At 38.3% G+C, this 18,285-nt stretch carries 21 protein-coding genes; 2 read left to right on the forward strand and 19 right to left on the reverse strand.

Annotated features, from left to right (window positions below; genetic code table 11):
• Window positions 1-125: 125 nt before the first annotated feature.
• From LDX58_RS18645 to LDX58_RS18675, 7 genes are all read right to left on the reverse strand, one after another.
• The gene (locus tag LDX58_RS18645) at window positions 126-767 is read right to left on the reverse strand and encodes a malonate decarboxylase holo-ACP synthase (RefSeq protein WP_227938320.1); all 642 of its coding nucleotides are present in this window, start codon (window positions 765-767) and stop codon (window positions 126-128) included.
• On the reverse strand, window positions 758-2,449 hold the full coding sequence (mdcD, locus tag LDX58_RS18650; protein WP_227938321.1) for a biotin-independent malonate decarboxylase subunit beta: 1,692 nt from the start codon (window positions 2,447-2,449) through the stop codon (window positions 758-760). The genes LDX58_RS18645 and mdcD overlap by 10 nt, the downstream gene beginning before the upstream one ends.
• Window positions 2,436-2,741, reverse strand: a complete 306-nt coding sequence (locus LDX58_RS18655; RefSeq protein WP_227938322.1) for a malonate decarboxylase subunit delta — start codon at window positions 2,739-2,741, stop codon at window positions 2,436-2,438. Before LDX58_RS18655 ends, mdcD begins: the two co-directional genes overlap by 14 nt.
• Window positions 2,742-2,760: 19 nt before the next feature.
• A complete protein-coding gene (locus LDX58_RS18660; protein WP_227938323.1) occupies window positions 2,761-3,633 on the reverse strand; it encodes a triphosphoribosyl-dephospho-CoA synthase in 873 nt (290 codons plus the stop codon).
• A 13-nt stretch (window positions 3,634-3,646) separates the two neighbouring features.
• Window positions 3,647-5,311: a malonate decarboxylase subunit alpha gene (gene mdcA, locus LDX58_RS18665; protein ID WP_227938324.1), complete on the reverse strand. Its 1,665-nt coding sequence runs from the start codon at window positions 5,309-5,311 to the stop codon at window positions 3,647-3,649.
• A gap of 45 nt (window positions 5,312-5,356) precedes the next feature.
• Window positions 5,357-6,292, reverse strand: coding sequence for an ACP S-malonyltransferase (locus LDX58_RS18670; RefSeq protein ID WP_227938325.1), 936 nt, complete (start codon window positions 6,290-6,292; stop codon window positions 5,357-5,359).
• 73 nt (window positions 6,293-6,365) lie between these two features.
• Window positions 6,366-7,037: a GntR family transcriptional regulator gene (locus tag LDX58_RS18675; RefSeq protein WP_227938326.1), complete on the reverse strand. Its 672-nt coding sequence runs from the start codon at window positions 7,035-7,037 to the stop codon at window positions 6,366-6,368.
• Between the two features lie 336 nt (window positions 7,038-7,373).
• On the opposite strand from LDX58_RS18675, the gene madL reads away from it, so the two are divergent.
• Both madL and madM read left to right on the forward strand, forming a co-directional pair.
• The gene (gene madL, locus LDX58_RS18680; protein WP_227938327.1) at window positions 7,374-7,775 is read left to right on the forward strand and encodes a malonate transporter subunit MadL; all 402 of its coding nucleotides are present in this window, start codon (window positions 7,374-7,376) and stop codon (window positions 7,773-7,775) included.
• Between the two features lie 13 nt (window positions 7,776-7,788).
• On the forward strand, window positions 7,789-8,553 hold the full coding sequence (madM, locus tag LDX58_RS18685; RefSeq protein ID WP_227938328.1) for a malonate transporter subunit MadM: 765 nt from the start codon (window positions 7,789-7,791) through the stop codon (window positions 8,551-8,553).
• 572 nt (window positions 8,554-9,125) lie between these two features.
• On the opposite strand, the gene LDX58_RS18690 is transcribed toward madM, so the two are convergent.
• The 12 genes from LDX58_RS18690 to LDX58_RS18750 all read right to left on the reverse strand — a co-directional run bounded on the left by LDX58_RS18690 (window position 9,126) and on the right by LDX58_RS18750 (window position 18,282).
• Window positions 9,126-9,389, reverse strand: coding sequence for a hypothetical protein (locus LDX58_RS18690; RefSeq protein ID WP_227938329.1), 264 nt, complete (start codon window positions 9,387-9,389; stop codon window positions 9,126-9,128).
• Window positions 9,390-9,616: 227 nt separating this feature from the next.
• Window positions 9,617-9,805, reverse strand: a complete 189-nt coding sequence (locus LDX58_RS18700; protein WP_227938330.1) for an aspartyl-phosphate phosphatase Spo0E family protein — start codon at window positions 9,803-9,805, stop codon at window positions 9,617-9,619.
• Window positions 9,806-9,840: 35 nt separating this feature from the next.
• Window positions 9,841-10,035 (reverse strand): hypothetical protein, encoded by a 195-nt coding sequence (locus LDX58_RS18705; protein ID WP_227938331.1) that lies wholly within the window; start codon window positions 10,033-10,035, stop codon window positions 9,841-9,843.
• Window positions 10,036-10,240: 205 nt separating this feature from the next.
• Window positions 10,241-11,668 (reverse strand): NAD-dependent succinate-semialdehyde dehydrogenase, encoded by a 1,428-nt coding sequence (locus LDX58_RS18710; RefSeq protein ID WP_227938332.1) that lies wholly within the window; start codon window positions 11,666-11,668, stop codon window positions 10,241-10,243.
• Window positions 11,646-11,954 carry a hypothetical protein gene (locus tag LDX58_RS18715; RefSeq protein WP_227938333.1) on the reverse strand — a complete coding sequence of 103 codons (309 nt, stop codon included), beginning with the start codon at window positions 11,952-11,954 and terminating at the stop codon, window positions 11,646-11,648. The genes LDX58_RS18710 and LDX58_RS18715 overlap by 23 nt, the downstream gene beginning before the upstream one ends.
• The gene (locus LDX58_RS18720) at window positions 11,951-12,949 is read right to left on the reverse strand and encodes a 3,4-dihydroxy-2-butanone-4-phosphate synthase (RefSeq protein ID WP_227938334.1); all 999 of its coding nucleotides are present in this window, start codon (window positions 12,947-12,949) and stop codon (window positions 11,951-11,953) included. The genes LDX58_RS18715 and LDX58_RS18720 overlap by 4 nt, the downstream gene beginning before the upstream one ends.
• Before the next feature lie 31 nt (window positions 12,950-12,980).
• The gene (locus tag LDX58_RS18725; RefSeq protein ID WP_227938335.1) at window positions 12,981-13,538 is read right to left on the reverse strand and encodes an NADPH-dependent FMN reductase; all 558 of its coding nucleotides are present in this window, start codon (window positions 13,536-13,538) and stop codon (window positions 12,981-12,983) included.
• 22 nt (window positions 13,539-13,560) lie between these two features.
• Window positions 13,561-15,045: an aldehyde dehydrogenase gene (locus LDX58_RS18730; RefSeq protein ID WP_227938336.1), complete on the reverse strand. Its 1,485-nt coding sequence runs from the start codon at window positions 15,043-15,045 to the stop codon at window positions 13,561-13,563.
• Between the two features lie 12 nt (window positions 15,046-15,057).
• Window positions 15,058-15,861: an alpha/beta fold hydrolase gene (locus LDX58_RS18735; RefSeq protein WP_227938337.1), complete on the reverse strand. Its 804-nt coding sequence runs from the start codon at window positions 15,859-15,861 to the stop codon at window positions 15,058-15,060.
• A 1-nt stretch (window position 15,862) separates the two neighbouring features.
• Window positions 15,863-16,441, reverse strand: a complete 579-nt coding sequence (locus LDX58_RS18740; protein ID WP_227938338.1) for an amino acid synthesis family protein — start codon at window positions 16,439-16,441, stop codon at window positions 15,863-15,865.
• A 1-nt stretch (window position 16,442) separates the two neighbouring features.
• Window positions 16,443-17,591, reverse strand: a complete 1,149-nt coding sequence (locus tag LDX58_RS18745; protein WP_227938339.1) for an LLM class flavin-dependent oxidoreductase — start codon at window positions 17,589-17,591, stop codon at window positions 16,443-16,445.
• 22 nt (window positions 17,592-17,613) lie between these two features.
• On the reverse strand, window positions 17,614-18,282 hold the full coding sequence (locus tag LDX58_RS18750; RefSeq protein WP_227938340.1) for a GntR family transcriptional regulator: 669 nt from the start codon (window positions 18,280-18,282) through the stop codon (window positions 17,614-17,616).
• Window positions 18,283-18,285: the final 3 nt, after the last annotated feature.

Genomic DNA, 18,285 nt, shown 5'->3' on the forward strand with positions numbered 1-18,285 from the left:
TTGTAGAATAAGCATGGATGGAGTAAGGCTGATTGTTAAAAAAAACAAACCAGTTCAAACCTATTTTTCCGGTGCAAACTGATCAATATAATGACGTTATATTAAGCTATAAACTCATATTTTGTTTAAGAAAGAGGTTCAGATATCCCCTGCCAAGGGTTCCTTGTTAGTACTGGGCCATCATTCGTACGAAGAAGTAGCTGAGTTTGCCCTCTACAATATTCTGCTAAAGCAACAGAGCCAGATGGTGTTTCTAATTGAACATCTATCCGAACATTAACCTCAGAAAGCTCATCGTACAATTGTTTAGCCTTTTCTAGTAAAAGAGGATACGGTAATCTGATTATTAGATCTAAGTCACTTTTCATCGTAAGAGTCGGTAAGCCACTTGCAAGTTCAAAACCCGCACTCCCAACCGGCCCCCATGTTAACTGATCGTTTGTGAGAATATCATCAACCAAAGATAGGTCCTGGAGTACTAGAATATCATTAAATCGCTTGTTCCTTATCCAACCTTTCTGGTTAGCTAACATTTCTGGAGAAAACACCGCTTCGACTTCATTGATGTCTAGAAAAGCTGCATATCTCTGATTGCGTGCTGCTCCTCGGACTCCAATTGGAATCTTCCCTTTCTCTATTGGTGCCCGTCGTACAACAACAAATGGCGCGTATATGATTGCTTCCTTTACCCATTCTTCAGATGTGGCCGTGTCCAAGAAAGAGGGCAACCCTTTTACCTTTATTAAATCGTGTGTTTTTACATCCATTGTTCAGCTAGCTGCTTTCTTACACGAATAGAAGCGATTCGCCCCTCTTCTCTTGCTTCTCTTGATAGAAGACGATTTCCTAAGTCAGTAGATGATCCTCTCGTATCTTGAATGGCAGCAAATAATTTCTCCCTAATAACAGAGCAAATTTCATCATTTGGGTGATCTGCATCAATTCCATCAATAAGTTCGTGTATCGCACCGAGTTTCTTAAAGGAGCCAATATCATAGGCCATAGCGGGAGTTTTCTTCGTCGCTTCTTCTAGCTCCTCAACAGTTCGTCTTGTAATCCGAGCGGCTGATTGCTTTGACATAACATGAACATTAACATCAGAATCATTAAAGGCTAAAATACGGTTCGCTTGAAGACCATGCGCTAAAAAAGCACCGGATATCGCATTACCAACAATAAGAGTGATCACTGGATGGCCTGCTAATCTAGCTGTTGCATAAGCATCAACGGCTGCCGAACAAGCTAAATGAATTCCTATTAACTCCTCGTTGTAACCATATGCTTGACTAGGAACATCTACAATCGCTACAATCGCACGTTTCTTCCCATGTTTATCTTCCTCAATTGCGTTCCTCACATATTCTGCAATTGCCCATCCTTCTTCCAAACCAACCTCGCCATTTTGAGCTCGAGGAAACCGACTATTAGGGTTGGGGACGACTGATATGAAACGAACTCTCTCTTCTCCTAACATTCCGTCCGCACATTTTACTGACGGAACGCCCTTATTAATCGCCTCTGCTGAACTCGTCAACGCTTCAAACCACTTTACTCCTCGACTTGATGGTACTTCTATGTTTTCCTGTCTTATAGGCTCAACAGTCTTTGAACTCCCTTCTTTCACCTTTACGAACAAATCTCGTAGTTCTAGCGGTGTTAGGTGTTGAGTTGGGTCAACTGACTTTAATAATTCTTGAAAAAAACCTACTTGCGCACTTCGTGGTTTTTCATTGTCTCCCGTTTGATACACTTCAATCATACAATTTCTAATTGCCTGACTGTCATCCTCTACAAGATGATCAACTAAACCTGTCGCAAGCCTTTGAACACCTCCGATTGTGTTCCAAATGAGCTGACGATTACGCGAATCAAATTCCTCAATTCCTGCTTCTTGTTCAATGACTTCAGGACCATTAAGCCCTACTCTTCCTTCACGTGTAATAATTAAAGAACTAAATAACCCGGCAGTTATAGACATACCACCAAAGGAACCAATTTTCCCTGGAATAACACCTACTACAGGAATGTAGTTTCTTAAAGCAACAATCGCCGCTCCAATCTCAGCAATCGATAATAAGCCGTAATTGGCTTCTTGAAGACGCACTCCACCTGTATCAAACAATAAAACTGGACGAGTCGCTATCCCAATTTCATTATCACGAAGTGCCAACTCTAACGCACCTGCTATTTTTGCCCCGGATACCTCCCCAATTCCTCCGCCTTGAAATTTTCCTTCTATTGAAATAACAATAGCTGATTCCCCGTCTATTTGACCTCGAGCAAGAACAATCCCATCATCACTTTGTGGTACGATCCCCTGATTAGTAAGATGTGGGGATTCAAATCCATCAAAAGGACCTAGTAGCTCTCTAAACGTTCCTTCATCTAAAATCGTGATCGCCCGCTGTCTAGCATCTTTTTCAACAAAGCTATCTCTAAGCATTTTCATAACTCTTACTCACCTCCAATACTTGTTCTAGCCTGAGCGAAACAACACCAGGAGTCGCACCGAAGTCATTAATTTTTATGTTTGCAGCTAAATCGTGATTTGAAAAAAAGCGATCTAATACTTTTTTCCACGTTTCTTCAAAACCATTAATGCCCGTTCTTAACTCAACATATGTGTACGGTTCATTTGATGGCTCTAATAAAATTTCCAAATCACCTGAGCCAACAACACCAATATGTGCACGATGCACATTAAATTTAGATGCAGGATACTTAAATAATCGTGTTTCCAAAATAAATCACCTCATTGAATTAGTTTGTAATACTCGATTTTAGTCGTAACGGTTTTGATTGCGTACATAAACCATCAAGGAAAATCGTGGCCGCTAATAAGTCTGCACTTCCGCCAGGAGAAGCACGCCGTAGTCCACATTCCATATCTAAGTCAGCTAACGCCTTCCAGCCTTCTGCTGTAGATACACCTCCATTTTCTAGGACGTGTTTAGCTTTTTCTTTTATGATAAGTAACGTATCTATTCCACCTCGATGCAAAATACATGTGTCATCAACGTTTGCCATGAGAGCAAGTAACGTATCAATTCGAGCAAATGATTCTGAAACTGTTTTTTGACGAGCAGCATATAAAGCAGGTAACGCTACAAGTCGTACATGAGGAAAACCCTGTTCAGCTTCGCCCCTTGCACCAAGTACACCGTACCGTTTTTGAATTCGTGAACCATTCGAATTTTGATTTGGAACGTACCGATCTTGAAAACGAGCAAGTTCTCCGGCTAGTTGAGTGACTCTTTCTATCCCTGCTTCAGGTGGAAGCATCGCCTTACTAGAGGTTAAGAGGCCAATTGCCCAAATAGCTCCTTTGTGTGTGTTAATTCCACTTGTCGCTTCTAACATCGTCTTTTCACCGCTACGACCAATCTCAGCAACCTTTTCTCGGAGTAATTGACTTGGTTTTTGCCTGTAAGAAACAAACGCAATTTGAGTAAACGTTTCTTCTAACGCCTTGGCAGATTTGATCATCAGTTGGCACGACATATCCGAATGCGAACCGCTATTTTGTTTGTCGACAAGGCCTGGTTTTGGCGTCAATTCTGCTTCTTCTATTAGGGCAGATACAGCCTGCTGCCCAAGTATTTCACTACATTCGAGTGCATTATTCCAATTCACCAAATCCCTCCCTTTACCAACTACGGAATTTAGCTGGTGGTTGATATAAATTATCTGACCAATCAACTAGCTCTTCCACGCTTTTCGCTGCCAACATAGAGCGTTTCGCATCCGTTCTCTTAATTTCCAAGTCTTCAGGTAAGGCAAGTAATCCTTTTTCACGTAATTTGTTTTTAGCCTTTGCGTTGCTAGTTAGACCAATTGGTGTAACACCTGCAATGGAAGCGATGGCTTCCCGCCTTTCTTCAATGCTATCTGTTTTATACAAGTAAGCGATTCCCTCTTCTGTGACGACATGAGTAACATCCTCTCCATAGATCATCACTGGCGTTGTTGCTAAGCTAGCGTCTTCACGTACCTTAATCGCGTCAAGCGAATCAACAAATACAGGTTGGTTCCCCGCCTGAAACGTCTCTACCATTTGAACAACAAGTTTCTTTCCCCTTGCCATTGGATCATTAGCCGTCATCATATTTAGCCAAGCAGGAGAAGAATGTCGTCTTCCGCCTGGATCATGGCCCATATTAGGTGCTCCTCCAAAACCAGCTAGTCTACCTGATGTGACCGTTGATGAGTTCCCATCTCTATCCATCTGTAAAGTCGAACCGACAAACAAATCAACAGCATACTGACCAGCTAATTGACATAGCGTTCGATTAGATCTCATGCTCCCATCTCGCCCAGTAAAGAATACATCTGGACGAGCAGCTATATAATCTTCCATTCCTACTTCTCCGCCGAAGCTATGAACACTATCAACCCACCCACTCTCAATTGCTGGGATCAAGGTTGGATGAGGATTCAACGCCCAATGCTTGCAAATTTTCCCCCTTAATCCAAGAGATTCTCCATATGTTGGTAATAACAATTCAATCGCCGCTGTATTAAAACCAATTCCATGATTCAACGATTCAACTTGATGCCGTTCATACACCCCGCGGATGGTCATCATCGCCATCAGAATTTGGAGTTCCGTAATATGTCTTGGATCCCTAGTAAATAAAGGCTCTAATTGGTAAGGCTTGTCAGCGACAACAACAAAGTCAATCCAAGAACCAGGTATGTCAACTCTAGGTAAATCATCAGTCAATTCATTTACCTGAGCAATAACAATGCCATCACGGAAGGCAGCTGCCTCTACAAGAGTTGGTGTTTCCTCGGTATTCGCTCCTGTATATAGGTTTCCATTCTCATCTGCTTTATCAGCGGCAACTAAAGCGACAGAAGGAGTTAAATCAATAAATAGTCTGCCGTAAAGCTCCACGTATGTGTGAATTTCACCCATTGTGAGCTGTCCGTCCTCTAGCATTTGGGCCATTCTCAAGCTTTGTGGACCCGCAAACGAAAAATCTACTTTATTAGCAATTCCCTTTTCAAAAATATCAAGGTGTTCAGGCCTTGATATACTCGACATAATCATGTGCAGATTGTTTACCTTTTGAGGATTGATCCCATTTAAAGATTGAGATAGAAAGGATGCTTGTTTTTGATTATTACCTTCTAGTACTACTCTGTCTCCAGAGACTAACAGCTCTTCTAATACATGAACAATATTCTCTGTTGCTATGACTTTTCCGCTTGTCATTCTTTCAACCTTTGAAAGACGCTTTGCTTTTGCATCTCGCCTAGTACTCCAAGACCTTCTTTTAGGTATCTGTTTATTAACAATTTGACTCATTCTTCTCTCTCCTTTCGTAATCACAAACTTGTAAACGCTCACATTTTAGATTTCAACTGCTCTTTCACGGTTAATCAATATACTTGTAGACTTAACTCCCATACTCGCAACAGAAATAGATCTAGCATTCGGAAACGCTTGGATCGTAAGGTCTGTTAATACATGATTAGGAGGTAATTCCACAAAAAGACGTGTACCCATTTCATAAAACAATTGTGTTGCTTCATGCCAGCGGACAGGTTGTGAAACACTCAAAGCTAATTCTTCTTTTATTGAGTGCGCGTCTCGAAATACACGTGCTGTACGATTTGAAGCAAATGGAATACTTGGTTTGCGAACAGCTACTTTACCAAGCGCCTGTGCTAGTTTCAAAGAAATAGGGTTCATTAACTCGCAATGAGAAGGCACATTCACTTGTAGTAACTCTGCTTTCCGAGCTCCTTCTTTTTTTGCAGCTAGAAGAACCTGATCGATTCCAGTTATTGAACCTGAAATCGTTAGTTGGTTAATTGAATTGATATTGGCTAAATATACAGGCTCGTTTACATTCGCAACCTGATCTATGATGCTTTGCAATCTATTAGCCATCATTCCTGTTACTACACCCATTCCATAGCCTGTTGGGTATGCCTTTTCCATTAATTCCCCTCTTAACTTAACCAAGGCAACTGCATCTTGGAATGGCAAAACATTTGCAACGACTGCCGCTCCAAAAGCTCCAACAGAGTGGCCCGCTACAACATCTGGTTGTGCCCCTTGCTCTCTTAAAAGCCGTGCCATTGCTACACTCGCTACAAGCAAAGAAATTTGAACCGCAACGGTTGAGCGTAGTGCCTCTTTTGTATCTAGATGCAAAACGTCTTCGTGCAAGACTTCACTTGCTTCTTCTAATGTAAAATTGACAATTGCGTCTCTCGGTAAAGCATGGAGCATATTAGGTTGTTGTGATCCTTGACCCGGAAATAAGAAAGCGACTTTCATATTTCCTCCTTTCTTGTAATTAAGTCGATTGTCGACTAAATCAGTCTATTTAAAAGCCTTATATGTCATATGACTAGGCTTTTAATTCGTTAGTATTTGTTTTTAATAACTTCTGCATGCTTATGATAACGTACTCATTGTGTTTATTTAATATATTAATGGCCTCTGTTATTTTGTTATCTCGTAATAAATCGACGATAACCCCATGTTCCCTCACCGATTTATCAATGTTGCCCTCGCTTGCAAAAGACATACTTTGAATGCTTAACAACGGTAACTCCATGCGGACATACATGCTTTTAATAATTTCACTCTTACTCATTTCTATTAAGCACATATGAAACGCATGATTTAATTTTGTATAATTTTCATAATTCTTTTCTGCTTCCATTACTTTCAGTAGCTCTTCCATTTTTTCTACTATAGAAAAGTCTACTCCTCTTTCTAGAATTCTTTTCATGGCGAGAGATTCCAGCATGATTCTTATTTCAAGTAAATCAATAATCTCAGCTTCCGTATAACTTTTTACAACGGCACCTTTCCGTGGAATTCGTTCTACTAGACCTTCAATGGTTAAAAGGTAAAGAGCCTCTCTTACAGGTGCTCTACTTGTTCCGTACTCTTCTGCATAAGCGTATTCAACCAATTTTTCACCAGGCTTTAATTCTCCCGTGATGATTTGCTGAGTAATTCGCTCCGCAATCTTATTTGATAAGGAATTTTTACTAAGGTCAGTACTACTCATGGAATATCTCACCTGCCTTCTTAATAGACTACATCATCATGGTCGACTGTCGATTTTTATTATACAACATGCACTTACACTATTCAATATTTTTAGAAAATTTAAATTAATGGTTGCATTTTCCTTCTCACCCTACTAATATTGGTTTTAGAACTTTCGGTCGACAGTTGACTTTATCGATGAATGCGCTTACAAACAAAAAGGAGGATTGATGCCTTACTTGTACAACTTCACTATACACCTCTTTGTATAACTACTTCTTTGTTGGTCCTTTACCTTTTAGCTTCTAAACATCTTATTACCTGTTTCACAAAACTATATGAAGGATGTGAGTGAATGGTCATTTACGGAGTTTCTTTATTGTCCATTTGTATGTTGGTTGGTGTCTTTTTGGGTGATTTATTGGGAGGACTTGTTGGTGTTAGCGCTAATGTTGGTGGTGTTGGGATTGGAATGTTGCTTCTCGTTTTATTGGTTGATAAATTACGGAAAAAGAATCGACTAAACGAGCAATCTCAAGAAGGATTACAGTTTTGGAGTGCCATTTATATTCCTGTTGTCGTAGCGATGGCAGCCCAACAAAACGTCGTAGCCGCACTTGACGGCGGGCCTCTTGCCCTATTAGTTGGACTTTTTGCTACTCTTGTCAGTTTTGCCCTTGTTCCTTTATTAACTAAAATCGGAAAAGATAATAACGACTTACCAGAAGAAGAAATTCTGTTAAAAGAAGCTAAATAGGGGGGATTTTTTAATGCTAGATATGATAACTACAGTTTTAGAAAAAAATGGACTTGTAACAGCCTTTGCCCTTGTTGGGATTACCATGTATGTTTCTTACATCATTTCAAATAAATTAACAAAAGGGCGAATCCATGGATCTGCAATTGCTATTATCTTAGGTCTGGTCCTTGCCTATTTTGGCGGTATTCATACAGGAGGGGAAAAAGGCCTCTCCGATATCTCCATCTTCACTGGAATTGGATTGATGGGTGGCGGAATGCTTAGAGATTTAGCCATTATTGCCACTGCCTTTGGGGTTCGACTTGAAGAAGTGAAAAAAGCTGGATTAAACGGAATTCTAGCATTATTTGTAGGTATTTTCTCTTCCTTTCTCGTTGGTGTCATTGTTGCCTTATCATTTGGATATACCGATGCAGTCAGTTTAACAACAATTGGAGCAGGGGCAACCACTTATATTGTCGGTCCTGTAACCGGAGCTGCTATAGGTGCAAGTTCGGAAGTCATGGCGCTTAGCATTGCAGCGGGATTAATAAAAGCGATTTTAATTATGGTCGCTACTCCATTTGTTGCAAAGTATATAGGCCTAAATAACCCACGTTCCGCAGTAGTATACGGAGGACTAATGGGTTCGACGAGTGGCGTAGCAGGCGGATTAGCAGCAACTGACCCAAAACTTGTTCCTTACGGAGCTATGACGGCTACTTTCTATACCGGATTAGGTTGTTTATTAGTTCCATCTATCTTATTTTTAATTATGCAAGCTATTTTTGGATAAAGATATATTGGTCAGGTAGGATTAAGGCTAAATTTAAAATTTAGCCTATTTTTGCTTTTTTTCTCTAGTTTTCCATTAGAAATGCACACTTTATTTTAGCTTTTCAAATGCTTAAAGCTTTAGAATTTGTTATTCCAAACAACATATAATAACTCTTAATGCAATTAGACTAATTGTCACCAAAAGTTCTTTTTATTACCTTACCATAAATCTATGAAAATAGACTTATCCCTTATTAAAGAAACGCGCCTGTTTGTTGAAGAAAGAAAATACAAACTTCTCTCGGGATAGTATGTCTTAATAGAATAATTTTATATGCCGTTCTCTATTACTTTAAATCCTTAGTTACTGTAACTTAATCTTAATTTCTATTTTCATAAAAAATCATATTTCATTATTATTATCTAGCATATAATTCTCTTCTTCTGTTTCTCCAAAAACTCCAACTCGTTCATTTATTAATGTCTACCGTACCCATCCATCGGTGCAGTATATATATATGTCCAAAATATATTTCTCCACCTTCCAAACCAAGCATTTGACTATACCATTTTTTTGCTTTCTCAAGGTCACTAACTAAATAAACACTCCGCTAGGGGAACACGAAAGACCAAATACGCGATGAAGGCAGTAGCTAAGGGGGTTACCCCCATGAGTAGTGACTCGTTTTCATTTGTTGGATCGAACAATTTCCAATAAATATATTCCAAAGTTTCAGGAAATCCTTTTAATTGTTCAACTTCATTTGGAAGTTTCTTTAATTTAAATCCATTTTTAATTGCGATTAACAATTCTTCAGGTTCAATCTGATCTATATCTTCTCGATCAATCTTCATTCCCACTTCACCAACAATAAATATTTCCCCTTAACTTCATACATCGTTGTAATTCGTGAGATATGTAACCTCTCATAGATGATATTATTTTTGATGCTTCTCGAAATGCTTCCTCATATTCTTCTTTCATACCCTACTTAACTTGTAGCAAGAGAGTTTACCAGAAATCATATTACTACAGATGGAATAACTAGTGATTTATATGAAAAAACAAGGTAAAACCCAAGTTAAATTGGTGTTTTACCTTGTTTATGTATTACAAAAGAAAGACTCTGAAACTTATAGATAAGATTGTCTAATTCCTGACTACAGTGGAGAGTTTCAGGACTTGCCATACCTTTTCTTTTAGCGATATTAATCATTTCCATCTTCTTTTCTTCTATTTTATTCTTCAATTTCATCACTGTAGCAGTCATTTTCGGATCCCACCTTATTTAAATCATTGCATCTATTAGGCTGTTTCTTCTACTATCGCATCGTTCACTTTATTAGCAAACGACTGAACAATCGCTTTTTCCAAAATGGAAATTTCAATAGTTGGTGATTCACCTGCACTATTTGTTATTTTCAACCTCGAAGTATAACAATTTAATAACGGCAAAATACCGATTAAAAATATTATGATAGCCCTAGGACCTTCTGACATTCCTGATAGTCCACCAAAAGTAAAAATTAGACCAAATATAAATCTAAATTCACCACAGCAATACTCTCTTTGGCAACCGCTAAAACTCTATTTATAGAAATCAACATTTTCATTTATAACATTCTAAAATCGCCACCCTATTTGAGTGGCGATTTTATTTTCTAATTTATTATGCACAAATTTTAGCTTGCCTCATGCTTAATAATTAACTAAACTCTATCGAGATATATTTAACTTCTAAGAATTCTTCAATTCCATGATGTCCTCCTTCTCTACCAAGACCACTTTCTTTAAAACCTCCGAAGGGAGCTTGTGGTACAGAAGGTAGACCATCATTAAGACCAATGATTCCATACTCTAGGTTCTCACTTATTCTTATTGCCCTTCCAAGATTTTCTGTGAAGACATAAGCAGCAAGTCCAAAGTTAGTGTTGTTCGCCCTTGCTACTACTTCCTCTTCTGTTTTAAATGTAGTAATGGGAGCTAACGGTCCAAATGTTTCTTCTAACATACAAACCATTTCATCTGTAACATTCGAAAGGACAGTCGGTTCAAAAAATGAGCCATTTTCATCTTCTAATTTCTTACCACCAAACTCAATTTTTGCACCTTTATTCTTTGCGTCTTCGATTTGCTGAATGACTGTATCTATTGCAGCCCTGTCTATAAGGGGACCAATATCTGTTTCAACATTCATTCCATCTCCAACTCTTAGATTCGATACTTGACTAACTAATTGATCAATGAACTCTTTTTCAATTGACTCATGTACATAAATACGGTTTGTACAGATACAAGTTTGACCAGCATTTCTAAATTTCGAATTTATAACTCCAGAGACCGCTTTATCTATGTTCGCATCGTCCATCACTATAAAAGGTGCGTGGCCCCCTAATTCTAGCGAGACCTTTTTAACTGTATTAGCACTCTCCCGCATTAAAAATTTACCGACCTCCGTTGAACCTGTAAACGTAATTTTTCGGACTCTCTCATCTTGTAGCCAAACATTACCTATTGCTTGAGAATCTCCTGTTACCACATTTATTACTCCTTTTGGGATGCCTGCCTTTTCGGATAATTCAGCTAATTTTAATGCTGTTAAAGGGGTTTGCCCTGCAGGTTTAACAACAACTGTACAGCCAGCTGCTAATGCCGGCCCCACTTTCCGTGTGATCATAGCCGCTGGAAAATTCCATGGTGTTATTGCTGCGACCACACCGATCGGTTGTTTTTGAACTAAAATCCTTTTATTCTGGTGAGATGAAGGAATGGTTTCCCCATAAACTCGCTTTGCCTCTTCTGAATACCATGAAATAAAACCGTTCGCATACTTAATCTCTCCGATGGCCTCAGTTAAGGGTTTCCCTTGCTCTTTTGTTAAAATTTCTCCTAGTTCTTCCTTATGAATATCGATAATCTCATACCATTTTCTTAATAGGGTACTTCTTTCTTCTGCAGTTAATTTAGACCAGGTTGTGAAAGCTTCATGTGCGGCATTTATAGCTAGGTGGGCTTCTGATTCTCCACCTTTAGGAACAGTCCCGATAATTTCATTATTAGAGGGATTATAAATATTGATTTTTTCTAGGTTTTCTCCCGTCCATTCACCATTAATGTACATTAAGTTTAGCATTTGATACGCTCCTTTTGTGAACACTAGCCCCTTTTAAAAAAATTGTTAATGCAGATGTTAGTCCACCATTTCCAAATTTGGTTCTTTTACTATTTTTAATACAAACACATTCCAAAAAATTAAGGATTATTTTTCTCCTTAGTTTGATTTCTTTTATCCCATTTTCATAAAACCAGAAATCTATTGTATTATAGATACCTCTATTAATCCCATAGACTTCAAGACATCGGTTAGCAAAAGAAAGATCTGTGAGATTAATATCAATTAATTCATGTACTTCACTCATGACAACCCAATCTCAACCCTCTCTAATAAACCAAACTTGGTCTTAACTTCTTTTATATCATTTCCCATTTGTGAGATTAAGTGGTAAATTGATGTGAATTGTTTTTCTTCTCTAATAAAAAACTTCACTTCGACAGTAAGGTTTTCACTATAAATCATTTGATTAAAGTTAAAGATGAATATTTCGTGAGACTTTTCTTGACAAGGGTTGTTAAAAGTCGGTTTCACCCCTGTATTCATTACCCCGTAATATTCAACATTTTGATAAATGACCTTCACTCCATACACACCATTTTTTAAGTTATGCTCTTGTGTTATGGATTGCAAATTAGCGGTAGGATATCCCAACTTCCTTCCGAGCCCTTGCCCATGTGCTATTGATCCTTCAAATCTACAAATATAATCAGCACGTTTGGCCTTGAACAAGTCAGAAATACTAACACAAGGAATATTATATTCCTCTGAAATTTCCATCGTTTCAAACTGTGTTGCGACTTCACCATCTTTATTTAAAATTTCACATAGATAACTAATGTCTGAAGAGCATTCAGCCTTTCTTGTTATTTCTGCTGTTGCTTCAGCAATTCCAATATGGTCTAATATTCCATTCTTAAAAAAAATCAAGGGGAAAACATGTCCCGGTCTCTTAAAGTCATCTGGCTTTGTTTTTAGGTCAGTCATAGCCTTGATGGTATCAGCTCTCTCAAAGGCTGATATTCCTGTAGTAGTTGTTTTATAATCAATAGATACAGTGAACTTTTTCCCGTTATTTTGACTAGACATTAATGGAAGGTTGAGATAACTAGCTCTTTCACCATCTATACAGACGTATACTAACCCTTTACCGATCTTGGCCATGAAATTAACATTTTGGGCCGTGACCTTTTCTGCTAAACCCATTAAATAACTTGTTTGAGTGTCTACATCATCAATGATAATAATCAATTCACCATTTTTCACACAGTCTAAGACATTGTTCTGAACTAATGGAATCATAGATACCCTCCTAGCTTAAAACGCTGGTTGATTAAGATTTTATTGTAGAGGTGGTACCTTTTAATTGGTTCTGCATAAAAACCACTTCTTCCGCCAAGCTTTCAATGCGAGTTAAGACATCTTCATCTGTAATTTCTTTTACTTCGTTAAAATGGGAATCATGAGCGTATACATAACCTGGCGCAACATACGCTCTAAAATAACCAGCAATTGGTTTTAATTGATTTTCAATCACTAAGTAATGTTGAAATGTCCCGCCTGTTGCTACAAATCCCATAACCTTACTTCTTAGAGCACTTATAGGGACCAAATCAAATACATTTTTCAAAGCACCCGTAATAGATCCTTGGAAAATTGGTGTACCAATAATATAAAAGTCAGCTGAACTTACTTTGTCTATTAATGATTTTGTATCTCCAGTATACGTACTAGGATCTCTCCCATCACAAAACTGAACATCATAGTCTTTTAAGTTCAAGAGCTCCACTTCAATATCTACATTTAAACTTTCAACCTTTTTTAGTACTTCCTTTACCAAAATTTCTGTTTTCGATCCTGTTATTGTTCCAGATATACCAAGTAGTTTCATTAGGATCTCCCCCTAAATATATTTATCTCATAATAAATGGATCTTGAATTTTTTCCGAAGAGGTATTTACCCATACTGTTTTCGTCTGTGTATACTCATAAATAGCCTCTATTCCACCCTCTCTACCGTACCCGCTTAATCCTGAACCACCTATTGGAGCAATTGGCGAGACACTTCGATAAGTGTTAATCCACACGATACCTGCTCTTACTCTTTTGGCTACCCTATGCGCCTTAGCTATATCGGATACCCATATTCCTGCGGCTAGTCCGTAGTCAGTACTATTTGCAAGTTTAATAACTTCTTCTTCTGTTTTAAATGGGATGACACTAAGAACCGGACCAAATACTTCTTCTCTCGAAATACGAGATTCATTATCAGGGTGTTCAAAGATCGTAGGTTCATAGTAAAATCCATCAGTTAAATATTCTGGCCTTTTCCCACCATGTATAAGTCTTCCACCCTCTTGTTTACCTAAAGAAACGTATTTCTCGACATTTTCTAATTGTGATAATGTAGCCAGAGGTCCCATTTCAGTATCTTGAGACATCGGATCGCCTACTTTAATTCTTGATACACGGTCTACGATGATTTTCATTATCTTGTCATATATAGACTCATGTAAGAAAGCCCTTGAACCTGCAACACAGCTTTGTCCTGAAGCACCATAAATTCCTGCGATTATACCCATTGCAGCATTTTCTAGATTAGCATCTTCAAATACAATATTAGGAGATTTTCCCCCGAGTTCTAAAGAGACTTTCGAGAAATTATTAGCCGAATTTCTAACTACGTGTTTAGCTGACTCACTTCCACCTGTAAAAGCTATTCGTTTAACTAATGGATGTGAGGTTAATGGACTACCCACACTATCCCCAAATCCTGTCAAAATATTTACAACACCTGGAGGAAAACCAGCTTCCTCGATTAATTTTACAAATTCTAGAAGTGAAGCAGATGTATATTCTGATGGTTTAATCACTATTGTATTGCCTGCTGCCAAGGCAGGGGCCAGTTTCAAAAACGTCAAATATAGTGGTGAATTCCAAGGAGTAATAGCAGCAACTACGCCAATAGGTTCTCTAGAAGAAAATACAAACATATCCTTCTTATCTATTGGCAGAGTCTCACCATGAATTTTATCGGCCAGCCCAGCATAATAATAGAAAAACTCTGGTAAGTAGTTTAGTTGTCCACGCATCTCTCTTATTAATTTCCCATTATCAAGAGTCTCATATTGTGCAAGTTCATCAGCATGAACTGCTAATAAATCTCCAAGTTTTCTGAGCAAGTGTCCTCTTTCGGTATAACTCATATCAGCCCAATCAGAATTAGTAAAGGTATGATGTGCTGCTAAAACAGCCCTATCCACATCTACCTCGTTGCCTCTTGCAATTAAACACCATGGTTTCCCAGTTGCAGGATTGACACTTTCAAAATACTCACCACTTGAGGGTTCAACCCATTGACCATTGATATACATGTTGTATTTTTTAAAGTTTCCCAATATAAGTACCCCCTACAAATGACTGCAATGCTTTTTGATAAAAGAATCAAGAACTTGATTTACTATATCTGCTCCTTCAATGGGTAGCATGTGCCTTATTGAAGGAATAATCACTAGCTCGGATCCTTTTATTCTTTCATGCATTTGTGTTGCCATAACCGGAGATGATCCTACATCTGCTTCCCCGGTCATAATCAATGTTGGCTGATTAATTTGTTCTAATTTCCCCCATAGCTCTTGGTCAGCATTGGCAAATACCGTATACGCTTTCAAATATGCTAAAGGATCATTTTCCTTAAGTTTATTTTTAATTGACTGAATGATTTCAGGATTACTTTTCATATAATGTTCATTAAACCAACGTGAAATAGCTTCATCAATTGTAACTAAGTGGCCCTCTTGTTCTACTTGTTTCACTCTATTAAGCACAGCTTCTTGTTGGGCTTTGGTACGGTTAGCTACTGCACTCATAAAACACAAAGACTGGACTCTATCTGGATGTAACACTCCAAATAGTTGAGCCACCATACCACCCATTGAGAATCCAATTAAATGGGCTTTAGTGATAGTTAAACCATCCAAAAGCATTAGAAGTTGGTCGACAAAGTGTATAAGCTCATAATGTTCACTAGTTTTTTCAGATTCACCATGACAAAGCATGTCATATGCTATTACTCTATGGTTCATTGATAAGTAGTCTATTTGTTGTTTCCACATGGTGTGGTCTAAGCCCACACCATGTAGTAAAATAACTGGTTCTCCAATTCCCTTTTCAACAAAGTTGATTGTTTGATCGCCAAAACGTACCTTTGGCATATTAGACCAATCCCATTTCTTTCATATCAGAATGTCTATCTCCTGTTCTTGGGTGTGGGCGCCCACCAGTAGAGGCTCCAATAGCTACAACAATTTCATCAGCACGAGGGGCATCTCCAATACTAGTTTCAAAAGTAATGTAATGTGATCTTTTGGAATCATCATGCTTATCAATCATTGGAATCGTAATATTTGTTCCAGGTCCCCCACGCTTATTTGTAAAACTTAAAAAGCTCGTTCCTTCTACTGAATTTCTAAATTTATTACCAAATTTCAAAGTATGGATATACGCAGAGGCGTGCTCCATTTCACCGTCTACCCCCACTACAGCAGCTTTACCAAAAGCTTCAACATTATCAGGAGATCCAATAGCCTTTAGTAATTCTTCTACAAGTAACTCACCTAGTTGAGGGGCGTATTCGTCAATTTTTGGTTTAAGATCCTCTACATATCCTTGATTGGCCCATGGATTTTTTATAACAGCAACAGCAGCAACCATCTTTATTGGGTTCTCAATCGCTCTCCCACCATCAATACGTGTCTCTTCAATCGTTGTTAAAATCTTTCTAATTTCTAACATTTTACTTTTCCCCCTTGATTTCATTTGTTTGAAAATTCGGCATAACTTTTTCAGTGAACAACCTTAAACTTTTCATCATTTTGTCATGAGGTAGACCATTATGATTCACCCATAACAATAGATTTTGTAAATTTAATTCCTCTTGTAGCTCTTTAATTTTCTCTGTTACATACTCAGGTGTACCAAACAATAGATTACGAGGATGTAAGAAATCGTACGTTAATTCCTGTCCCGGTTTCACCGTTTCACCAGGATCCATTAGATTTCCAAGTCCTCTCCAATGACAAATCCAACGGTAATTGTTTAACACGGCTTCTGCAGCATCTTCGCGTGCTTGTTCCATCGTCTCAGCAACATAAACATCCCTTACTAACGCAATCCCTTCTCCTAAAGGAACGTCTCTGCCTTGTGCTTTAGATGCTGTATCCCTATATAATTCGAATCGTCCCTTTAATTCCTTTACAGTAGGCATCCAGAACATGCCATTTAAACCGTTTGCAGCTGCCAGTTCAATTGAGCGTGGAGAGTCAATCGTTTGCCAAAATGGCGGCGGCGACTGTACAGGACTTGGAATAATTGAGATTTTATTAATTTCACCTTTTTCAAGGTCCATAAAGTCTTCTGAAGCAGGGCTCATTGGATGATTCCACTTTAAGCCCTCAGGTGGAAATTGATATATATTACCTTTGTGGGAAAAGAATTTTTTAGTCAGGGCTTTCTTTAAGATTTCAAAAGTTTCTTCAAATAAAGCTCGATTTTGTTCTTGATTTTTTGGATCAGCAAGACTATTTAAATTGGCAGCCTCACGCCCATACAATCCACGAGCTAAGCCAACTTCTACTCTCCCACCACTTAGCTGGTCAAGCATGGCGATATCCTCAGCTAAACGAAGAGGATGCCAAAACGTAATCACGTTTGCCGCTTGCCCTATGCGAATATTTTTGGTTCTAGCTGCGATATCTGCTCCAATTAAGAGGGGATTGGCAATTAACTCATTTCCTTCATGACCGAAATGATGTTCTGTGTACCAAATTGAATCATAACCAGTTTCATCACAATAAACCGCTTGCTCTCTTGCTTCATCTAGCAACTTGTCAAATTCATCCAATCTTCCTCTTCCAGCTAAGTTTGCAAATATTCCAAATTTCATCCTTCTTTTCCCCCTATTTCTATTATTTATAGAGTTTAGTCATTATACCTGTTTGGAGATGCAATGCACTTGCTTTAACATGGTTTCGCATAGCTTCCTCAGCTCCTTTACTGTCACCTTTTTTAACCAAATCTAGTACCTCCTTATGCTCTAAAAGTGATTGCTCAAGACGATTAGGAACTTCGATACTCAAGTAGACGTAACGATTATAAGGAATTTGATTTAAAAGGATATTGAAAAGGTAGCTCAACTTTGAATTGTCCGATCCCTCAAGGATAGCTTTGTGAAACTCGCTGTTTGCTTCAACAAAAAGAGAGTTGTCAGACACCTTAACGGCTTGCTCCATTTTCGCAACAGCTTGCTCCATGTCTAAAATTTCCTTGAAACTACCCCTTTCAGCAAGTAAACCTGCTGCCAATCCTTCCATTACTTCCTTGACAGTAAACAGCTCTTTTAATTCTTTGTCTGTTGGTTTAAAGACACAAGTCCCTACTCTAGGAATAATTTCTACTAACCCTTCTCTTTCTAACTGTTTTAATGCTTCTCTAACGGGTGTTCTACTAACCCCGAAATGTTCAGATAGTGCTGCTTCAGATAGTTTTTTACCGGGTTCATACTCACCGGTTACTATAGATTGACGTATTGCATTTGTCACTTGTGATGTAATACTTGAAGTTGAAATAACAGTCATTGG

Origin of the sequence: Alkalihalobacillus deserti, assembly GCF_020734105.1 — a bacterium.
Taxonomy (GTDB): domain Bacteria; phylum Bacillota; class Bacilli; order Bacillales; family Bacillaceae_D; genus Halalkalibacter; species Halalkalibacter deserti.

Excerpts from the sequence above, each read along its gene's own strand:
- LDX58_RS18705 (WP_227938331.1), bottom strand. The coding sequence starts at position 10,035 with ATGTCAGAAGGTCCTAGGGCTATCATAATATTTTTAATCGGTATTTTG.
- mdcA (WP_227938324.1), bottom strand. The coding sequence starts at position 5,311 with ATGAGTCAAATTGTTAATAAACAGATACCTAAAAGAAGGTCTTGGAGT.
- LDX58_RS18740 (WP_227938338.1), bottom strand. The coding sequence starts at position 16,441 with ATGTTAGAAATTAGAAAGATTTTAACAACGATTGAAGAGACACGTATT.
- LDX58_RS18725 (WP_227938335.1), bottom strand. The coding sequence starts at position 13,538 with ATGAAACTACTTGGTATATCTGGAACAATAACAGGATCGAAAACAGAA.
- LDX58_RS18745 (WP_227938339.1), bottom strand. The coding sequence starts at position 17,591 with ATGAAATTTGGAATATTTGCAAACTTAGCTGGAAGAGGAAGATTGGAT.
- LDX58_RS18750 (WP_227938340.1), bottom strand. The coding sequence starts at position 18,282 with ATGACTGTTATTTCAACTTCAAGTATTACATCACAAGTGACAAATGCA.
- LDX58_RS18675 (WP_227938326.1), bottom strand. The coding sequence starts at position 7,037 with ATGAGTAGTACTGACCTTAGTAAAAATTCCTTATCAAATAAGATTGCG.
- madL (WP_227938327.1), top strand. The coding sequence starts at position 7,374 with ATGGTCATTTACGGAGTTTCTTTATTGTCCATTTGTATGTTGGTTGGT.
- madM (WP_227938328.1), top strand. The coding sequence starts at position 7,789 with ATGCTAGATATGATAACTACAGTTTTAGAAAAAAATGGACTTGTAACA.
- LDX58_RS18715 (WP_227938333.1), bottom strand. The coding sequence starts at position 11,954 with ATGAGTGAAGTACATGAATTAATTGATATTAATCTCACAGATCTTTCT.
- LDX58_RS18710 (WP_227938332.1), bottom strand. The coding sequence starts at position 11,668 with ATGCTAAACTTAATGTACATTAATGGTGAATGGACGGGAGAAAACCTA.
- LDX58_RS18690 (WP_227938329.1), bottom strand. The coding sequence starts at position 9,389 with ATGAAGATTGATCGAGAAGATATAGATCAGATTGAACCTGAAGAATTG.
- LDX58_RS18670 (WP_227938325.1), bottom strand. The coding sequence starts at position 6,292 with ATGAAAGTCGCTTTCTTATTTCCGGGTCAAGGATCACAACAACCTAAT.
- LDX58_RS18700 (WP_227938330.1), bottom strand. The coding sequence starts at position 9,805 with ATGACTGCTACAGTGATGAAATTGAAGAATAAAATAGAAGAAAAGAAG.
- LDX58_RS18735 (WP_227938337.1), bottom strand. The coding sequence starts at position 15,861 with ATGCCAAAGGTACGTTTTGGCGATCAAACAATCAACTTTGTTGAAAAG.
- mdcD (WP_227938321.1), bottom strand. The coding sequence starts at position 2,449 with ATGAAAATGCTTAGAGATAGCTTTGTTGAAAAAGATGCTAGACAGCGG.
- LDX58_RS18720 (WP_227938334.1), bottom strand. The coding sequence starts at position 12,949 with ATGATTCCATTAGTTCAGAACAATGTCTTAGACTGTGTGAAAAATGGT.
- LDX58_RS18645 (WP_227938320.1), bottom strand. The coding sequence starts at position 767 with ATGGATGTAAAAACACACGATTTAATAAAGGTAAAAGGGTTGCCCTCT.